This window comes from Leptospira kanakyensis (assembly GCF_004769235.1).
In the GTDB taxonomy this organism is placed as follows: domain Bacteria; phylum Spirochaetota; class Leptospiria; order Leptospirales; family Leptospiraceae; genus Leptospira_A; species Leptospira_A kanakyensis.
Genome location: NZ_RQFG01000018.1, coordinates 360,486 through 378,487, shown reverse-complemented (window position 1 = coordinate 378,487; position 18,002 = coordinate 360,486). Strand labels below are relative to the sequence as shown.

Genomic DNA, 18,002 nt, shown 5'->3' with positions numbered 1-18,002 from the left:
AATAATCGTTAGAGGTTAGGTAGATTATTTTTATCTACTCCATGTGAGATATACGATTCTATGTCAAAATTTCTTTCTAAATTCTCTATACAAAGTCGACTTTTACTCCTCCCTATCCCTCTAATTGTATCACTTTTAATCATTCTGCTTATTTTAGTACGTTCGCTTAATGGAACCATCGAATTTGCAAAAAAAGAACATTTAGGAATCCAAACAATCAAACCTATTTATTTTGTTTATAGAGAAGGTTTGAAACGATTCAAAATTGGACAAGAAAACACAAAGGATCTTTTACCTCTTATACAATCCTCAAAGTTACAAATAGAAAAAACGGAACTTCTTGATTTAGATACAAAAGAACTTACAGTCTGGAATCAATACACTCAGTTGAATAGTTTTGATCAATCCACCTCTAGAAATTTTCTAAATGATACACAAGAATTAGCTTTAAAGGTTGGTGACTTCTCTAACCTCATCTTAGATCCAGAAGTAAACTCTTATTACCAAATGGAAATTACTTTCTTTCGAGTCCCGGAAATTCTAAAAAACATTGGTGTGCTTAACGAGATCATTCGTGATGAATATTTAGATTCAACTAAAAAGACGAATCAGTATTCAAGTGTAAATTATACCAAAGCGCTAATCTCTATCAATTTTATAGAGTCTACATGTAAAGAAATACAAAAATCTCATAAAAAATCTATTGAAGATGAATCACCTTATGTTGAAGAATTAAAGAAAATATCACAAGAAGCAAAAATATCCTGTGATCATTTTTTATTAGAACTTAAAAAAACATTTATACAATCAAATTCAAAACCTAACAACTCCGAAGAACTTTTTTTAATTTTAGAAAAAGGATCAAAAAATATTGGTACAATTCAAGATAACGCCATTGTAATTCTTGAAAAACTGGTGAACGATCGAATTCAAATCCTATCTTTTCAAAGAAATGTCAATATAGGTCTCGTTGTTATTTCCTTATTGATATCCAGTATATTTGTAATTTTTATTTTCCGAAGTATCAATCATCCTTTAGTGACTGTTTTGTCCAAAGTCAATGAACTTTCCAGCGGAGAAGCTGACCTAACAAAAACTCTTCCCAATTTTGGAGCTAATGAAATAGGAAAAATCACAAATTCGATTAATTTGTTTTTGAATAATCTCAATCATATTATGAATCAATTGAAAATTTCTGTCAGTGATTCGGAAAAAGTGTCGTTCAAACTAAAAGAAGATGCAATCTCCGTTTCTGACAATGCATCATCTTTGGCATCAATTTCAGAAGAGTCTGCTGCCTCTCTGGAAGAACTTACAACTTCATTCGAAATAATGTTTCAATTCATTACAAACGAAACAAAAAATATTATTAAAATTACAGAAGAGATGAAAACCATCGAAGGATCTATATCTAAAATCGAAAAAGCTCTTTTACAATTAACTGACCAATCCATCAACTCTACAAATTTGGCCAATTTAGGAAATCTTTCTGTTCAGAATACAAACCAAGCAATGACAGAAATTCACTCTGTTACCAAAGAAATTACAGGAATAGTTGATTTAATTACAGAAATATCAGAAAGAACCAACTTACTCGCATTAAATGCAAGTATCGAAGCTGCACGTGCTGGAGATGCTGGGATGGGTTTCGCAGTAGTAGCAGAAGAAATTTCTAAATTAGCTGATAGAACACAGTCTTCAGTAAAAAATATCAAGAGACTGATTGATAAAAGTAATTCAGTGGTCAACATTGGAGCAAATCATGTTTCAGAAACTGTGAATGCACTTAGTGAAATAGTAGAACAATCAAAAAGAATGCAAGTTAGTGTCGATGATTTGAAAGATGAAATGACTACACAGACAAATAGTCTACTCAATGTCACCACTGAGTTAAACGGATTACAAGAAATGGCGGAAACCATTGAATTCTCCAGTAGAGAACAAAAAAAAGCGTCTGAAGATATGGTAAATACAATCAATACCCTTTCAGGAAATGCACAAGAACTTGCAAACAACTCCGAAGATCTAAACCAAGTAAGTCAGAAAATTGGAGAAATAGCGGGAACCATTGCCATGGTAACGAATTCATTCCACACTAATTAACGATTTTTTCTATCAGAAGTTCAAAATAAGGACTCTCAATTTTTAGATTTTTTTTTGGGATCTTAAAATCAAATCCAAAATTTGAATTGATGGAACGGGCCTTCATTCCCTGTTTGGTTCCTATGTTCTCATCTTTCATAACATTTTGTTCAGAATTCAATTCAAATATTATCAATTTATTTTTAATTCACTTAACATTAGCTAGCTGTAATTTCCTTGATACAACAAACAAAAACAATTCTCAATTAGAGAATTGGATCACTTTATCTTTAGTCACAAACTACTCTTATGCCTCAGATTTACAAAGGAGTGCGAGGGAAAAAATTGGCATTTTACCAAGTTCAGTGCCTGGTTCCGAAACAGATTCCATAGCATTGATCAACTTAGGTAACAAACTTTTTAGAGATAATAGACTTTCATCCAACCATGTTCAGTCCTGCCTCACCTGTCATCCTATAGATGGTAATGCGGTTGGAATGGACAGACAATCCACCTCAAGAGGAACCTTCGGTCAACTTGGAAAACGAAACACTCCTACCATTCTCAACGTTGGTTTTTTACCGATCATTTTTTGGGATGGCAGAAGGAATACGTTGTATGAACAAGCGATTGATCCATTTGTAAACCCATTAGAAATGTCGTTACCTTCTGAAACAGAATTACTAACACGAATCCAAAATGATTCCAGTTACACTTCGTTCTTTGCCAATGCTTTTCCAGATTCTCCTGCTCCGAGTATCCATTCTATCCGATTAGGACTTGTCGCTTTCGAAAGATCTCTCGTATCAAAATCAAGGTTCGATGATTTTTTAGAATCAAATGTTCTGGCACTAAAAACTGATGAATTAGAAGGACTGAAGATATTTCTAGATGTAGGTTGTACAAATTGCCACGATCAAAATCTTTTAGGTGGATCAAAGTTTGCAAAACTAGATACAGCTCATTCTTATAATGCAAATGATTTCGGAAGATCCGAATTTACAGGAAACTCCGCTGATAATTTTTTCTTTAAAGTTCCTCCTCTAAGGAACGTAACATTGACAGCTCCCTACTTTCATGATGGAAGTGTTTCCACAATCAAAGAAGCGGTTCGTCGTATGAATCATTACAATCTGAACCGAACCATCAGTAATTCAGAAATTGATCTACTTGTTTCTTTTCTAAAAACATTATCAGACAAAACAAAGACAAACTAAATGTATTGACAAAAAATAATGAGGTTGGGACTGTGACATTACCTTTAGGGAGGAAACAGGTGAAATTCCTGTGCTGACCCGCAACTGTGATGCATACAACATAGCTTAAACTGTGTTAGATGATAAGCCAGATCTTCCCCGCAATTTTTTCTCGTGGATTGGGAACTTTGCACACTTACACATTTCTGTTCCAACAACAGATTTTGTAAAGGGGCCCCGAAGGTAAACTCGGGGCGCCCGTATGGAAAAAACACTACTTACATATCTATCTATAGATTTTAAGATTTCTCGTCTTCTGACGTGGATAAACCTATTTCCAGTCCGTGTTCCCCTAAATTCAAATCAAGATTTAGGAGAATCTAAATGAAAACTTCACTCAAACTAACACTCGTCATGTTACTTGCACTTTCTATCACAGCATGTGCAGACAATGGCAAAGTAGATAAATCGGAAGCTGACAATAATTTAGTATTAGGATTATTGAAAACGGCAGAAGCATCTGCAAAAGAAGCAGGACAAATTGAAATCAGAGGAACATACTTTCAAGGTAGTTGTTCTGCGGGAACTTGCACTACCCCTGGTTCCAACACCGTTTCTATCCAATCCAATTTCGGAACAACTACAGGATATTTGTATGTTGATTATGTAAATGGTGCCGGAACTTCAACTTACAGAGTCAACGCCGAAATCGTAGAATTTAGCAATACGGATCGAGTGCTTTATTACAAACCAAAAAACAGTGCAAACATATCTGCACTCATTTGGACAATCACTGACGCAAATGAAATTCTAATTTGTGATGTATTTAATGGCAAACCAACATTAGCTGAAACAAAAACAGATTTGGCTTCAAGAAAAGCATCTGGAACAGTTTATACCACAAATCCCAAAGCAGCAGGCTGCAATGGATCATTTGCATTTAACTTCTTAACGAAAACTTTTTAATATCAAAAATTTTGCCTTTATTCATTTGGATAAAGGCAAATAGGAGACAAGTCGTGGGTCAGTTCCAAACAAAATCAATACTATTCCTGTTCGTTATCGTTTTGACTTTTTTGCAATGTGCGGAGAAGGAAAACACTAATGATCTCTTATTACCATTACTCGCACTACCACTTACAAACTCTTCTTCTGTCGGTCCATGCCCGCCAACTACGCTACCGACAACAATCCCGATTGCAACTACAGTTGTCTCTGCCAATTCCACTGTGAGTGGATTCAACGACTCATCTAAAGCAGTCAACGGCATTTGTGGTGGTGGAGAGTTTTCTGGGTCTTTAGATGTTTATGCATTAAATTTAACAGGAGCTGGCGCAACCATGATTTTATCATGGGCAGGAAAAACAGTAAAGAACGTCGCTGGAGTTGATTTTGTAGTATATGAAAATCCGTTTAAAGTTTCAGAAACTAGCGATCGATATGCGTTTGATCCAATGGTAGTTCAAGTTTCCTTTGATGGAACCAACTATTGCGGTTTTGATTTGAGTGGTTTTAATCCATCTGTAGCAGATAGTAATAAAATTTCTTCTTGGCCTGGATTTGGCGGTCTTAGACCAGTTCTTTACAATATGGCGACCAAACCATTGACCTTAAATGAATTGTTTACTTCCACTGGAAGTGGATTTTTGTTAGGTGGTGGTGATGGATTCAATCTTGATGACTTAATCGTTGGTGGGCCCGGTGCTAATTGCGACTCAACAGCTCGTTCCTATATCCAAACCAATGGATTCAAATTTATCAAAATGATTTCCGCATCGGCAGTCACTAATCCAAATACGAGCGCAGGATATGTATATCCACATTCTTATAACAATGGCCCTGATATTGATGGGGTGGTTGCAAAGTCTGTTGAATGATTGAAGAACCTTCGATCTATAAAACAAATATAATTAATTGTAACGATTAGAAGATAAAACTTCTAATATAGGTTTAAATCAATATCACAATCAATTTGTTAAATCCAACTCTTACTTAAGGCGAAAATACTCCAATAAGAGTTGGTTTAGTTTTCTAAAAAGAAGTATAAATTCGTTTACTTCTTCCTTCGACTAGACTTTCTTTCCGATCCACCACCAGAACTAGTTGTGGATGATACTTGCGCTTTGGTTTTGTTAGATTTAACTTCGTTTCCAAACATATCTACCTCAGCTCTTTGTTCCTCTCCAATTTTTTTGTATTCTTTTGGTGAGGACTCATCTTGATTACGATCGGATTCCGTAACTTCAATTTTTAAGAGAAAGGATACCACTTCATTTTTAAGACTTTCAACCAACTGGTCAAACATCTTAAATCCTTGGAGTTTGTATTCAATGAGTGGATTCTTTTCACCGTATCCAACAGTCCAAATACCTTCTTTCAAATGATCCATCGCATAAAGATGTTCTTTCCAACGATGATCCAAAATGTCTAAAAACACATTCCTTTCAATCGATCTCCAAACTTCTTCACCAATAGAAGATACTTTAAATTCATAAAGGTCTTTTACTAATTTAGATACAATTTCAAATACTTTGAGCTGTGGATTGGATTCTTTTTTAAATTGTTTTCCATCAATGATTTCTGTGATTCCTAAACTTTGTAACCATTCATTGAGTGAATCGGTTTCCCAAGCATCTACGTTATTCCCTTCGCAATAAACAATTACTTGATTCTCAACAACTTCATCAAAAAAATCCGCAATGGTTCGCGACATGTTTCCTTTGTCTAAAAGTTCGTTTCGAATTCCGTAGATGTAAATCCTTTGGCGGTTCATCACGTCATCATACTCTAACAAATGTTTTCTGATGTCGAAGTTATGGCCTTCTACACGTTTTTGTGCTCTTGCTATAGCATTAGATACCATATTATGTTCTAACTCTTGGCCTTCCGGCATTTTGAGAGTGTCCATAATTCTAGCAATTCGGTCTGATCCAAAAATTCGCATCAAATCATCTTGTAAGGATAAATAAAACCTTGAAGAACCCGGATCCCCTTGGCGACCAGATCGACCTCGAAGCTGGTTATCAATCCGACGTGATTCATGTCGTTCCGATCCAATGATATGTAATCCACCTGCACCAATCACAAAGTCATGATCAACTTTCCATTTTTTGGCTTCAGTCAAAATTTTATTACATTCTTTTTTGATATTTTCGTTTCTGATTTCAGATATTTTTGATTCTGCGTCATCAAACTTCTGTTTGATTAAATTTTCACGAAAACTATAAATTACTTCTACTTCAGCCTTTGCTTTGATTCCCAAAGAATCCGTAAGTTCATCCAACTTTTCCAAGTCTTCTTTGTATTTAGGAGCACCACCAAGAACAATATCTGTTCCCCGACCCGCCATGTTCGTAGCGATGGTAATCGCTCCCGGTCGGCCAGCATTGGCTACAATTTCCGATTCTCTTTCATGTTGTTTTGCATTTAAAACATTGTGTGCAATTCCATGAGAAGTCAAAAGTTTAGACAACACTTCTGATTTTTCAATGGAAATCGTTCCCACAAGTACCGGTTGTTTTCTCGATACCTTTTCTTGGATGTCTTTCACTACGGCATCAAACTTCTCGCGTTCTGTTTTATAAACACGATCAGGATTGTCTTGGCGTTGGATTTTTAAATTAGAAGGAATCACAATCACATCTAAATTATAGATTTTTTTAAATTCTTCTGCTTCCGTGTCCGCAGTTCCTGTCATACCAGCTAACTTCTTGTAGATACGGAAATAGTTTTGGAAAGTGATGGAAGCTAGTGTCTGTGATTCACGAGCAATGGTGACTCCTTCTTTTGCTTCCAAGGACTGGTGTAACCCGTCAGAATAACGACGTCCTTTCATCAATCGACCAGTGAACTCATCAACAATGATGACTTCTCCATCTTGTACTACATAATCTTTGTCTCTATAAAATATCTTATGAGCTTTGAGTGCTTGTTGTACGTGATGAACTAGTTCTATGTTTTCCGCTTGGTAAAGGTTTTCCACTCCTAACAACTCTTCTACATGATGAACACCGGCTTCCGATAAAATTACATTTTTTGCTTTTTCATCAATCTCGTAGTCTTCCCCTTCAATGAGTTTGGGAATAATTTTATTCACTTTTAAATATTTGTCTGTAGATTCTTCCGCAGGACCAGAAATGATCAGAGGGGTTCTCGCTTCATCCACCAAAATGGAATCCACCTCATCCACAATTGCAAAGTTATGTTGTCTTTGCACACGATGTTCTTTATAACTCACCATGTTATCACGTAGATAATCAAAACCAAATTCGTTATTGGTTCCATAAGTGATATCGGAATTATAAGCAACTTTTCTTTCTTCGTGATCCATATCATGTTGAATCACACCAACAGAAACTTTTAAAAATTCAAATACCGGACGCATCCAATTCGCATCCCGTTTTGCCAAATAGTCGTTTACTGTAACAACGTGAACACCTGCATCAGAAAGTGCATTTAAGTAGATTGGCAAAGTAGAGGTTAAGGTTTTACCTTCACCCGTTTTCATTTCAGAAATATTACCCCAATGTAAGGAAATTCCTCCCATCATCTGCACATCGAAATGACGCATACCCAAAGTCCGATATGCCACTTCACGAACTGTTGCAAATGCTTCAGGCAAAATATCATCTAAAGTTTCACCCGCAGCCAATCTTTCTTTAAACTTTTTGGTTTGAGCGGACAACGTTTCGTCATCCATAGCTTTGATTGTCGGCTCAAAAGAATTGATAGCGTCTACAATTGGATTTAATCTTTTTAAATCCCTTTCATACTTACTTCCGAATAAAATGGTTAATATTTTTTGAAACATACCGAGTCCGTTATAAATTTATAATATTTCGAAATACAGTAGTGGCCGTTTCCGCCATTACCTTTTGTTTGTTAGCAATCTCTGAAAAATCGCCAGTCCCTTTTGCGATAAACTCTTTATGAACCGACTGCCAAACATTTAACATTTCCAAAGTTGGTTCTAAATGAGTTTGAAAAGCAAAAATCTTGTTTTTATAAGCAAACATTTGGTTTGCATAGAATTCACTAGCAAGTAAATGTTCTGCACCTACAGGAATGTCAAAGATATCTTCATGAAGATGGAATGCTAAAATTGATTCTTTATCAATTCCTTTAAAAATAGGATGATCTTGTTTTAAAATTTGTAAGTCCGAAAAACCTGTTTCTGGGCCTTTGGTTCCGGGGCGAACATTTGCACCTAACGCCCTTGCAATGATCTGTGAACCCAAACAAATCCCAATGAGTTTTTTATTAGGCAATGCTACTACATTGTTTACGATATCATAATACGGCTTAAAAAACTCTTGTTCTCCAGGATCTGCAACCGACTGAGGGCCACCTAACATTACAATCAAATCAAAATTCAAATGAATTTCAGGCATCAAATGAATTCGTCTATCATAAGCATTTTGATAACTAATCCTATAACCTGCATCACGAAGTAAGGGTTCTAAAATTCCCGGACCTTCACAATCGATAAATCTTATGAATACTGCTCTCATAATGATTCCATTCCGAATTGGTAACGAAAGAAATTAAACTTAGCATCTTTTCTAATGACATCAGCAGATGCCTGTTCTGAAATTGATCCTAAAAAATTATAATACAAACGCATAGGTTTAGTCACAAACAACATGGTCTCTGGTGTTCCAGTGATGAGCCCACCTTCTTTGACACGGAACGGTGGTTTCATAAAAACGATGGGAACCTGGATTTTTCTATTTTTAATTTCGATTTCCATTCGTTGTTTTGCCAACTGATACACTTCACCAAACGGACGATCGTCGGAGATGTCGGGAACAATTTGGTAAGGATCCACAACCATGTATAAAGCTTTCGAAGGAAACTGACTTTCGATTTCTGCGTATAGAAGATTGAGGGCGGGGATTTCTTTCCAACAAGGAACACAGTCCGGTGAGTAAACATTGAGGGCAATTTCTTCCTTTTCTAGTTTGGAGAAAGAAATTTCAGCGCCACTTTCGGTAAGTCCGACCCAAGACTCTTCTCCAAAGTAGGAGGATTTCGCTGGGGCGCAACTAATGAGACATAAACTAATGATTGAGATGAGAGAGATTTTCATAAAGCCCATATATTGGACGATCCATCCCCATGGTTTGGACTATAAGAAGGCCTGTAAAGCCCGTTTTCGAACTTTCCCTTGACATCTGACCCCCACCCCTCAGGCTGGTCTAACATTCCACTCACTGCCTCCGGGGAATCAGCAAAACATGAGCCAATCGCATAAAGAAGACTTCGATATCGTATCCTTAATAGAACTTTGCCGGGAAAAAAAATACGAAACTTGCGTGGCCGGTTTCAGCACCATCGATAAAATCGAAAAAATCACTCTCCCTAAAAAATTAAAGAACCGTAAACTAACAGTTCAAGCATTATACGCACTAACAAACGATATGGTTCAGTGGAAATACCTTTCCTCTGAAGAAAAAGCTCTCCTCCAAGCGGAAAAAGACAAACTGGCAGGGGTTACTTCCACTGCTGGAACTTCCTTTGCTCCTCATGCAGAAGAAGACATTGAAGAAGATTTTATCCCAGAAGAAGAAGCACGTAAACCAGAACTCGAAGATGGTTTTGAAGACGAGTTTGGTGATGATTCAGACGACGAAGAAGAAGATGATGATGACGACGATTTCGACGACGACTCTGATGACGATGATGATGCAGACGAGGATGAAGAGGACTAAGAGGTTACTCCCATTCCTCTAACTCCACTTTTCCAAAACAACCTTCTCTATAATTTTCAAACATCCGACCAATCTTACCTACATTCTAGAGTCTCTCCTGCAAAGGAAGCCTCTAGATTTCTTTCGAACTTTCGATCTGACTCTATCCCTGTCGTTTTAGGTATTGGAGCTTTACACATTGTCCGCACTTATTTAGAAACACCAAACGAACACCAAACTATCGTTTTCTGGGAACCTCACAAAGAAATTTACGAATTAAAAGAATTCCAAACAGAAATACAAACCCTAGAAAACCAGGCAAAATCCAATGGATTTGTTTTGTTTTTCATTACGGGAAAAAGCCCCAATTGGTCGGATTTAAAAGATAAAATCAAGAATCTCTCGCACCAAACGAGCTCCTCGCAGTCAAAATGGACTTTGTACATCACTCCAAATTATGAAAGAATGTTTCCAGAACTCACAAAAGACTGCCAAACAAACTTTCAGAAAGAACTATCCATAAACGAAATCAACCGGAACACAATCCAACACTTCAGTAAGTTATGGACACATAACTATTTAAAAAATAGAACCAATCTTTTTTCTAACAAAACTAGTTTCCAATGGTTTCAATCCTTTGTCGGAAACAAAACCTCTGTTTTATTTCTGGGCGCAAGTCCAGGATTAGAATTGGATCTTCCGAGAATCCAAAAAGAAAGAAATCAATTTCTAATTTTTGCCAGTGACACAGCGCTTGGATACCTTTTACCAAGCGGGGTGATTCCTGATTATATTGTTTCTTTTGATTCCGGTCGAGGGACAACCTATCATTTTTTATTGGACCTTCCTCGGCATATACCCATCATAACTTGGTTAGGTGGGGCTTCCTATATTTTTGATCTAACGAATCCAAAAATTCTAGTGAATACGGGCCACCCTCTGGATCAAATGATAGAACATCTATTTTTAGAAAGTTTGGGAAAAACATGGCCCCTTTATTCCAATCCCAGTTTGAATTTACTTGGGATGGTATCTTCCATTACGAAATCGATAGAAAACAGAGAATTTTTTGTGAGCGGTGTTAGTTACTTAGCAGAACGTGGAAAGTCCCATTGTAAGGGAACTGGATATGAAAGGTATTATTTACCAGAAACAAATAGAGTTAGAAGTTTAGAGTTTATCACCAAACGTTTGTACTCTGGTGAGCGAAAAGGCAAAAATCAAAAAGCCTGGGAACAAATAAATCCCAATGGATCTCTTTCTGATGTTCAATTTCTTTCAGAAACAAAGGAAATAAGTTTTCGATCCAAAAAAGATCAGAATCATTCCTTAAAAACATTTCAGGGATTTCCCCCATCAATAGCAGAACTGGCAAAGTGGGCTAACCAAGACCATTCTGGCATCATCCATAAAAAAACCCTTACCACTTGGTTGCGGTTTTCACTAAGTTAAGCACCGAATAGAACTGGTATTTCTTGTAGATTCCACTCAGCGCGTTCTTTGTTTGCGGGAATTCGATCAAAAGCTTTTGTTTTTTTGGATTTTCCCTTAGGCCTTCTTTCGATATCTTCTAAAATTTTTTCTAATCTCTCTTGCATGAGTAAATGCAAATTCATTTGGTCTAACATATCCATAGTGATTTCCTCCACTGTTGTAATCACTATACAATTCCCCTGGGACAAAATAGAAATTGGATGGGAAAAAAATATCTATTGCGTCCAAAAGAATTTAAAATATAAGAGTGTTACGGGAAACAGCGTTTGTGAATTTTCAAGAAATTATCTCTCAATTAGAAACCGCAAAAGAATCTAGAATCAACTTTTACTTTGTTACAGAAGAACAAAATCAGGAGATATACGCATTACTTGTCCATGTAATGGGGTATATGGATAAACTTTATTTAGTGGAAGTCATCTTCACTGTCCTCAAAGAACTCCTGATGAACGCCAACAAAGCCAATGCCAAACGCGATTACTTTACCCGTGAAAATTTAGACATCCAAAACGCTGGTGACTATGCTAAGGGAATGTCCCGGTTCCAAGAAAATATCATCATGAAGTGGAACGAACAGTTGGATCGGTTAGACGGCGGAAATTACTACATCAGCCTACTGATGAAAGTAGAAGGTAAATCCATCCACTTTGCTGTAGAAAACAACGCACCCATCACCAAAGAAGAACTAGCACGGATTAACCGAAGGATTGAAGTCGCAAAAAATTATAACGACCTATCCGATGCCTTCACTGATGTTTCTGACAGCACTGAATCTGCTGGTTTAGGATTAGTACTCATCCAACTCCTTCTCAAAAATTCTGGAATTGGTTCGGAAAAGTTCAAAATTTTTACAAACGATAAAATAACGCGCGCTACACTGTCTGTACCAGAAGTGACAACCCCTGTTGAAATCCAAACAGACTTAAAAACCAAACTCTTAAACGAAATTGATGGCCTTCCGCCACTCCCTCATTCCCTTACAAAGATCATTCAATTATGTAACAATCCAGATTCTGACTTACATATGATTTCACAAGAAATCGAAAAGAATCCAGCTCTCTCTGCTGATCTATTAAAACTTTCTAACTCTGCTTTTTTTGCCAACAGAAGCCAAGTCAGTTCCATCTTACAAGCGGTGAAAGTGGTAGGACTAAAAAACTTACGGAACCTTCTCTATGTTTCGGGCGTTCGTAAAATTATGGACGGCCAATATGGCAAGATGATGGATGTTTGGGATCATTCCAGCCGTTGTAGTTATTACGCGCGTTATCTGGCCACAGAAAACAACCATACAAATAAAATTGCAGACATCATTGCCGTGAGTGCTTTGTTACACGACATTGGAAAATTCCTTTTACTTTCCGTGGACAGGGGATTTTTCAAAAAAATTGAAACCTACCAAAGAGGTGTCGATTCTGGAAACTCTACTCTACTAGAAGAAATGGCAATTGGACTAAGCCACCCGCAACTCGGAGCACTGCTTGCAGAAAAATGGGAATTCCCAATGGACCTTCGTGTTGCGATCGAATACCACCACAAACCATTTTTAGCACCAGCAGAACTTCGTGATCTTGTAGAGGTCATCTACATGGCAAATATGATGGCCGATTATCATGAACAAAAAAAAGGTTTCTATGCGATTGACAAAATCCTACTCGCTAAATTTAATTTAGATAATATCGATGTGTTCTCTGCTGCAGTAAACAAAATCGAATTATTATTTAAAAAATCGAATGAGTGAAGTGATCCGTTTTGAATCTGTTTCCTTTGTAAGAACTGATAAAAAGATTTTAGATAAAATCAATTTTTCGCTGAATGCCGGCGACTCTCTTGCCATCATAGGAAGGAACGGAGCCGGAAAAACAACTCTCATCAATCTGCTCTTTGGTTATTCCTGGCCCACTACTGGTTCCATTTCTGCCTTTGGGGAAACATACGGTGAAACTCCCATGGCACCATTACAAAACCGTATTGGTATGGTACAATCCGGCCACCAGGAATCCTTGTTACAAAGACTCACCACATTGGAAATGGTACTCACCGGTGTGATTGGAACCCTTGGACTTTATAAAGACCCAACAGAATTACAGGAAAAGACCGCAGAATCCTTGTTACGTTCTATAAATCTAATTCATAAAAAAGACCAAATTTATTCTACACTCTCCTCTGGGGAAAAGATGAAGGTTTTACTTTTACGCGCCTTTGGGACGGGAAAAGAAATTTTGGTTCTCGATGAACCAACTGCCACCTTGGACATCACTGCAAGAGTAGATTTTGGAAAATCCTTATTCCAATTAAAAACAAACAATCCCAACCTAACAAGAATTCTCATCACACATAGGATCGAAGAAATCCCTGAGGACTTTTCCAAAATTCTTTTATTAAAAGAGGGAAAGGTAATTAGTTTTGGGAAAAAATCTGAAGTTTTGACAGATAAAAATCTTTCAGATCTTTACGATCTTGATTTACAAGTGAACGAAAAAAAAGGACAGTATTCCGTTACTGTCCTTTCCTAAAAAACAACCAAACTTAATTTTCTAAATTCGGTGTTCGAAAAATGTATTCCAACTAATTGGAATACATTGACCTTTCAATAAAGTTAGTGGCACTACAACCCGCAGTTCCCACATCAGAGATGGTTTTGTCTTGTGCGATACAGAAGATTTTCCACCAACGATTGGAATGGTTTGGTGCAATAGAATAGTTTCTAACTTCCCCTACACTTCCTTTAAACACACGGACATTGGCTCCAGAGATTCCCATAAGGGCCTCACCAGACCAATTGTAGATGCTATAGTAACGATTTGGTTGGCTCCAAACAGAACCTTGGAGTGTGATTGTTTCTGGGCCATATCCTGTTGTGATATCGTAATCCAAACTTCCATTCCCAGCACCGAGAGGAGTTTTGTTATTCCAAACAATGCGGTTGTTAGCGGAATTTCCATATTGTAAGTGAGAATCCAAATCGCGCGGTTTCGCACCCCAAGAAAGAACCACTCGCATTTCGTTATCAGGAAGGATTGGTGTGACTAAGATGTTTTGGTTTGCAGGAGTTTCCGATCCAGCAGAGACAACCGTTCTATAAGTTGTAGAATAGTTCTCAGACACTGATGTACAATCTCCTCGTTTTCCAGAACCAGAAACTTCCAAAGTATAGTTTCCTGGTGGCACGGAAGGAATCACATAAGATCCGTCTGTAGATGTTTTGACAGAAGCAATTGTCGCACCATTCGCATCGATCGCATAGGCTCCCGATTTTACGTTCACACCTGGTCGGATGCGAGCTGTTAGGTTACAAACTCCAGTGTTATACAATGCGGACAAAGCCCGTCCAGAAATCGAACCACTGGTTTGGCTTCCTGGAACAAAGGTAATGATATCAAAGTTAGTGGTTACATCCGCTTGGATGTCCACAATTCCTTCCACTGAAGTATATCCTGCCGAGACAAACCGAACTTTCCAACGACCTGCGTTGATATTGAAAATTGTGTATTGGCTCGCATTCGAGAAGATGGTTGCTCCTGTAGCGATGGAAGACGGTTGAACACCTGCTGATGGACGTAATGTCCCACCGTTCGGATCTACAATTTCCAAAGAATAAGTTCCAAGGAAAGAAAATCCACCAGGAGTTCTGACAGAACCCGATAAGTGACCACGACCGTCATTTGTAATGACAGGAGTGTTGACAACTACCGTTCCCCCACCATTTCCCACTTCGACAGGGAAGTAAGTAGTGATTCCATTTTTTTCCACACGGAGTTGGTAAGAACCAGGAGAAAGGAATGGAAAACTATAACTTCCATTAGACTGAGAAGAAACCGATCCCACCACTTGGTCAGAACCAGAAGTTCTTGTAGAAGAAACGGAACAATTCGGAGAATCAAAACCACCAGAACAGTCACGGCGAACATCAGCAGTGAAATTTCCACCGACGAGACGTCCGAGAGTCACAGTAGCACCACTCACATTTTGAGTAGAAACGGCATCGGTCACCACACCAGTGACAGTGGCTCTTGGGCTATGCATCACTGTTCCGTTCAAATTGAAAACGGCAGGAGAAGAAGCATATTGGTTTGTCGCCACACTTGATGTGTCCACTCGCAAACTTGTAGAAGATAAGTAACTCGATTGGTAAGAAGGAGCTACCCTGTCCACAACGATGAGTTGGTAAGAACTTTGACGGAAGTTGTATTCATTTCCATTGATCACATCAATGGATGCATTGCTATCATTTGCACGAGCAACACCAGGTGTTTGTGCCAGAGTCGTAGCAGCACCTGTTCCCAATTGACTTAAAGCATAACCCACTCGGCCGGCTTCATCATTCGTAAAAGGAACAGGAAGGATGGTTGGTAAAGTCACCACATAGGAACTACCACCAAAACTAAATTGTCCTGCTGAAGTGGTTGTAATGTGAGCGAGACTGGATCCATCCGCAGAAGTATTTCCCAGTAAAACCACAAAAAGTCCCGATTGGTTCGTATGGACGGAGCTCGCAGTAGGAGCCGTATCACGAACAGAGATAGATCCAAGGATTTGGGAACGAGTGGCAATGGATGTCATAGAAATGGTTCCCGCATTGTAATTGTTTCCATTCAAACTCACTTGGAGTGGATTGGAAGAACAAGGGGAAACATTGGATCCGCAATAGTTTTCAAATCCTGGAGCTGAAATGTAATAGGACCAAAGCCCACTTGCACCAAGGAAGGACACTTCTTTTGTGTTTGGGTTTACTTCGTAAAGTTTGTTTCCGTAAGTTTGGTATGCCCATGGGCCTGATCCTTGTACGGCCGCCAAACAAGAAGCAGTTGGATTCACAGCACAGGAACAAATAGAACCTGCTTGGTTGAGTGAACAATTAGTCCCTGCAACGGCACTGAGTGCTTCTACAATCCAAAGTTTGACCGCGTTTCCAAGTTTTGGGTCATCTTTCAGATACAGAAGACGAGAAGGTGCTTGGTTAGCCGAAGGCCTTACGTTGATGACAGTTCCCGCAACATGATCACCACCTGCATCTTTTACAAACCCTGTCACTAGAGAAGGTTTAGCAACAATGTAGATAGGGTCAGCAAGAGCTACGTTTTTGGTTCCCCCAGTAGGAGAAGCAGTAAACAAAAAGGATTGAGAAACCGTGTAAAAGACAGGATTTGATACTTCTATGTAGTAAACACCATTGGTCAGGTAACTACCTTCAATGGAAAAACTTCCATTCCCAGTGATTTGTACTGTTTGTAAAATAGCACCTTGTTGGTTCTTTAACTTGATTGTGAATACAGTAGTAGAATCTGAAGGAAGTGCACCGTTTAAGATATTTCCTGTTAAGTGGAGGTCACTTTCTGTTGCTGCCATCCAAGGAAGGCTTGTTTCTCCCAAGTCCACTTGAGCCACAGTGTTTGGATTGGTTCCAGGGAATGTATAATGAATGAACTCAGAGGTATTGGCAAAGGGTTGGCCAGACACTTCTACGGAATCACCTGAATAAACCACTGTATAATTTCCGTTAGGAAGTGGATTGATATTGATGACATAGGATCCATTGGAATTTGTCACTCCGGTGCCTACAGTGTTTCCATTAGAATCAACAATAGAAACTGTGATTCCCGCAATAGGGCCAGCAGGAACAGTGACTCCACCGCCAGAAAATCCTGGGCTTGTGACCACTCCTACAAACTGAGCAGGGCCTTGTCCGTAATACAAACGTTCTGCGAGAAGATTTCCCACATTCACTAAAGTGTATGGGTTTTGCGTAGGATCAAAAACAAAGGAAAAATCTTGGTAAGCATAATTGAGACCATATCCTGTATTGATAAGGACTCGGTAGTTATTGTTAGGAAGGTCAGTTAAATCAAATTGGAATCGGCCATTGGATCCAGCATAAGTGGAGGCAACGAGGGTATTTGTTTCTCCATTGGCAACTTCGATTCTAACAGAGATTAAAGTAAGATCGATACATCCAGGTGCAGAGGGAGCCCCAGGGTTTCCACAAACTACATTGGCAGGAACACCAGCAACGACAGGAACGATGGTTCCAATGACTCGTGCAGGGCCATGGTTTGCTACTTCTTGTTCGGAATTGTTACCCGGAACTTCTTCTGGGTCTGTTGGTGTCACACCATCACCAGGATTGGGGAGAGGAACCCCGTTGGAATCAGGAGGAGTTACGACTCCATCTCTTGCATCAGATACAGCACCACCAGTTCCAAGAAGGAACCAAAACGGCATTGATTTCTTTTTGCGGGAACAACCCACAACTGCCAAAGATAAAAGAACGAGAACTGTAATGATTCCTCGAACACGCATAAGACTTACCCTCTAATTAAAATTCGCTTTGTGGTAAAACCACAGATTTTCCAATGCACTTCGGGGAATACCTAAAACACTTCCGAAGTGTACCATTTGTAGTCTGTTTCCGTACACAAATCAAACCTTTTTTAGGGGTATCGGCAAAAAAATAACAAAAGTTACGATTCCATTCAGGAAAAATCGCCTCGGGAAGGAATTTCGATTGCCCTTGTTCTATCTCCTAGGGATTACTCATAGC

13 protein-coding genes and 1 riboswitch are annotated in these 18,002 nt (G+C 38.5%); of the genes, 8 read left to right on the top strand and 5 right to left on the bottom strand.

Annotated elements, in window-relative coordinates; all coding sequences use genetic code 11:
• The first annotated feature begins 60 nt into the window (after positions 1-60).
• The 4 genes from EHQ16_RS14170 to EHQ16_RS14155 all read left to right on the top strand — a co-directional run bounded on the left by EHQ16_RS14170 (position 61) and on the right by EHQ16_RS14155 (position 5,155).
• Entirely contained in the window at positions 61-2,103 is a 2,043-nt protein-coding gene (locus EHQ16_RS14170; protein WP_135633390.1) for a methyl-accepting chemotaxis protein, read from the top strand.
• Positions 2,104-2,225: 122 nt separating this feature from the next.
• A complete protein-coding gene (locus EHQ16_RS14165) occupies positions 2,226-3,299 on the top strand; it encodes a cytochrome-c peroxidase (protein ID WP_135633629.1) in 1,074 nt (357 codons plus the stop codon).
• A 4-nt stretch (positions 3,300-3,303) separates the two neighbouring features.
• Positions 3,304-3,456: riboswitch (cobalamin riboswitch) on the top strand.
• 206 nt (positions 3,457-3,662) lie between these two features.
• Entirely contained in the window at positions 3,663-4,244 is a 582-nt protein-coding gene (locus EHQ16_RS14160; protein ID WP_135633392.1) for a hypothetical protein, read from the top strand.
• Positions 4,245-4,297: 53 nt separating this feature from the next.
• Positions 4,298-5,155 carry an LIC_13355 family lipoprotein gene (locus EHQ16_RS14155; protein WP_135633394.1) on the top strand — a complete coding sequence of 286 codons (858 nt, stop codon included), beginning with the start codon at positions 4,298-4,300 and terminating at the stop codon, positions 5,153-5,155.
• A 176-nt stretch (positions 5,156-5,331) separates the two neighbouring features.
• Here EHQ16_RS14155 and secA read toward each other — a convergent pair whose 3' ends face one another.
• The 3 genes from secA to EHQ16_RS14140 are packed head-to-tail and all read right to left on the bottom strand — an operon-like array spanning position 5,332 to position 9,375.
• The gene (gene secA / locus EHQ16_RS14150) at positions 5,332-8,088 is read right to left on the bottom strand and encodes a preprotein translocase subunit SecA (protein ID WP_135633396.1); all 2,757 of its coding nucleotides are present in this window, start codon (positions 8,086-8,088) and stop codon (positions 5,332-5,334) included.
• A 10-nt stretch (positions 8,089-8,098) separates the two neighbouring features.
• On the bottom strand, positions 8,099-8,788 hold the full coding sequence (locus EHQ16_RS14145; RefSeq protein ID WP_135633398.1) for a type 1 glutamine amidotransferase: 690 nt from the start codon (positions 8,786-8,788) through the stop codon (positions 8,099-8,101).
• On the bottom strand, positions 8,785-9,375 hold the full coding sequence (locus EHQ16_RS14140; protein ID WP_135633400.1) for a hypothetical protein: 591 nt from the start codon (positions 9,373-9,375) through the stop codon (positions 8,785-8,787). The genes EHQ16_RS14145 and EHQ16_RS14140 overlap by 4 nt, the downstream gene beginning before the upstream one ends.
• Positions 9,376-9,514: 139 nt before the next feature.
• On the opposite strand from EHQ16_RS14140, the gene EHQ16_RS14135 reads away from it, so the two are divergent.
• Together EHQ16_RS14135 and EHQ16_RS14130 are read left to right on the top strand one after the other, a co-directional pair.
• Positions 9,515-9,988 (top strand): DNA primase, encoded by a 474-nt coding sequence (locus EHQ16_RS14135; protein WP_135633402.1) that lies wholly within the window; start codon positions 9,515-9,517, stop codon positions 9,986-9,988.
• A gap of 318 nt (positions 9,989-10,306) precedes the next feature.
• Positions 10,307-11,419: a 6-hydroxymethylpterin diphosphokinase MptE-like protein gene (locus EHQ16_RS14130; protein WP_341867434.1), complete on the top strand. Its 1,113-nt coding sequence runs from the start codon at positions 10,307-10,309 to the stop codon at positions 11,417-11,419.
• Here EHQ16_RS14130 and EHQ16_RS14125 read toward each other — a convergent pair.
• On the bottom strand, positions 11,416-11,628 hold the full coding sequence (locus EHQ16_RS14125; protein WP_244242092.1) for a hypothetical protein: 213 nt from the start codon (positions 11,626-11,628) through the stop codon (positions 11,416-11,418). The two genes, EHQ16_RS14130 and EHQ16_RS14125, sit on opposite strands and share 4 nt — an antisense overlap.
• A 101-nt stretch (positions 11,629-11,729) precedes the next feature.
• On the opposite strand from EHQ16_RS14125, the gene EHQ16_RS14120 reads away from it, so the two are divergent.
• The gene (locus EHQ16_RS14120) at positions 11,730-13,202 is read left to right on the top strand and encodes an HDOD domain-containing protein (protein WP_135633406.1); all 1,473 of its coding nucleotides are present in this window, start codon (positions 11,730-11,732) and stop codon (positions 13,200-13,202) included.
• Positions 13,195-13,977 carry an ABC transporter ATP-binding protein gene (locus EHQ16_RS14115; RefSeq protein WP_135633407.1) on the top strand — a complete coding sequence of 261 codons (783 nt, stop codon included), beginning with the start codon at positions 13,195-13,197 and terminating at the stop codon, positions 13,975-13,977. Before EHQ16_RS14120 ends, EHQ16_RS14115 begins: the two co-directional genes overlap by 8 nt.
• A 52-nt stretch (positions 13,978-14,029) precedes the next feature.
• Here the strand turns inward: EHQ16_RS14115 and EHQ16_RS14110 are convergent, their stop codons facing one another.
• The gene (locus tag EHQ16_RS14110; protein ID WP_135633409.1) at positions 14,030-17,761 is read right to left on the bottom strand and encodes a Cna protein B-type domain protein; all 3,732 of its coding nucleotides are present in this window, start codon (positions 17,759-17,761) and stop codon (positions 14,030-14,032) included.
• Between the last annotated feature and the right edge of the window lie 241 nt (positions 17,762-18,002).

What these genes read in the sequence shown, in the direction of transcription:
- EHQ16_RS14115 (WP_135633407.1), top strand. Translation starts at nt 13,195, where the DNA reads ATGAGTGAAGTGATCCGTTTTGAATCTGTTTCCTTTGTAAGAACTGAT.
- EHQ16_RS14140 (WP_135633400.1), bottom strand. Translation starts at nt 9,375, where the DNA reads ATGGGCTTTATGAAAATCTCTCTCATCTCAATCATTAGTTTATGTCTC.
- secA (WP_135633396.1), bottom strand. Translation starts at nt 8,088, where the DNA reads ATGTTTCAAAAAATATTAACCATTTTATTCGGAAGTAAGTATGAAAGG.
- EHQ16_RS14160 (WP_135633392.1), top strand. Translation starts at nt 3,663, where the DNA reads ATGAAAACTTCACTCAAACTAACACTCGTCATGTTACTTGCACTTTCT.
- EHQ16_RS14170 (WP_135633390.1), top strand. Translation starts at nt 61, where the DNA reads ATGTCAAAATTTCTTTCTAAATTCTCTATACAAAGTCGACTTTTACTC.
- EHQ16_RS14135 (WP_135633402.1), top strand. Translation starts at nt 9,515, where the DNA reads ATGAGCCAATCGCATAAAGAAGACTTCGATATCGTATCCTTAATAGAA.
- EHQ16_RS14165 (WP_135633629.1), top strand. Translation starts at nt 2,226, where the DNA reads ATGTTCTCATCTTTCATAACATTTTGTTCAGAATTCAATTCAAATATT.
- EHQ16_RS14110 (WP_135633409.1), bottom strand. Translation starts at nt 17,761, where the DNA reads ATGCGTGTTCGAGGAATCATTACAGTTCTCGTTCTTTTATCTTTGGCA.
- EHQ16_RS14145 (WP_135633398.1), bottom strand. Translation starts at nt 8,788, where the DNA reads ATGAGAGCAGTATTCATAAGATTTATCGATTGTGAAGGTCCGGGAATT.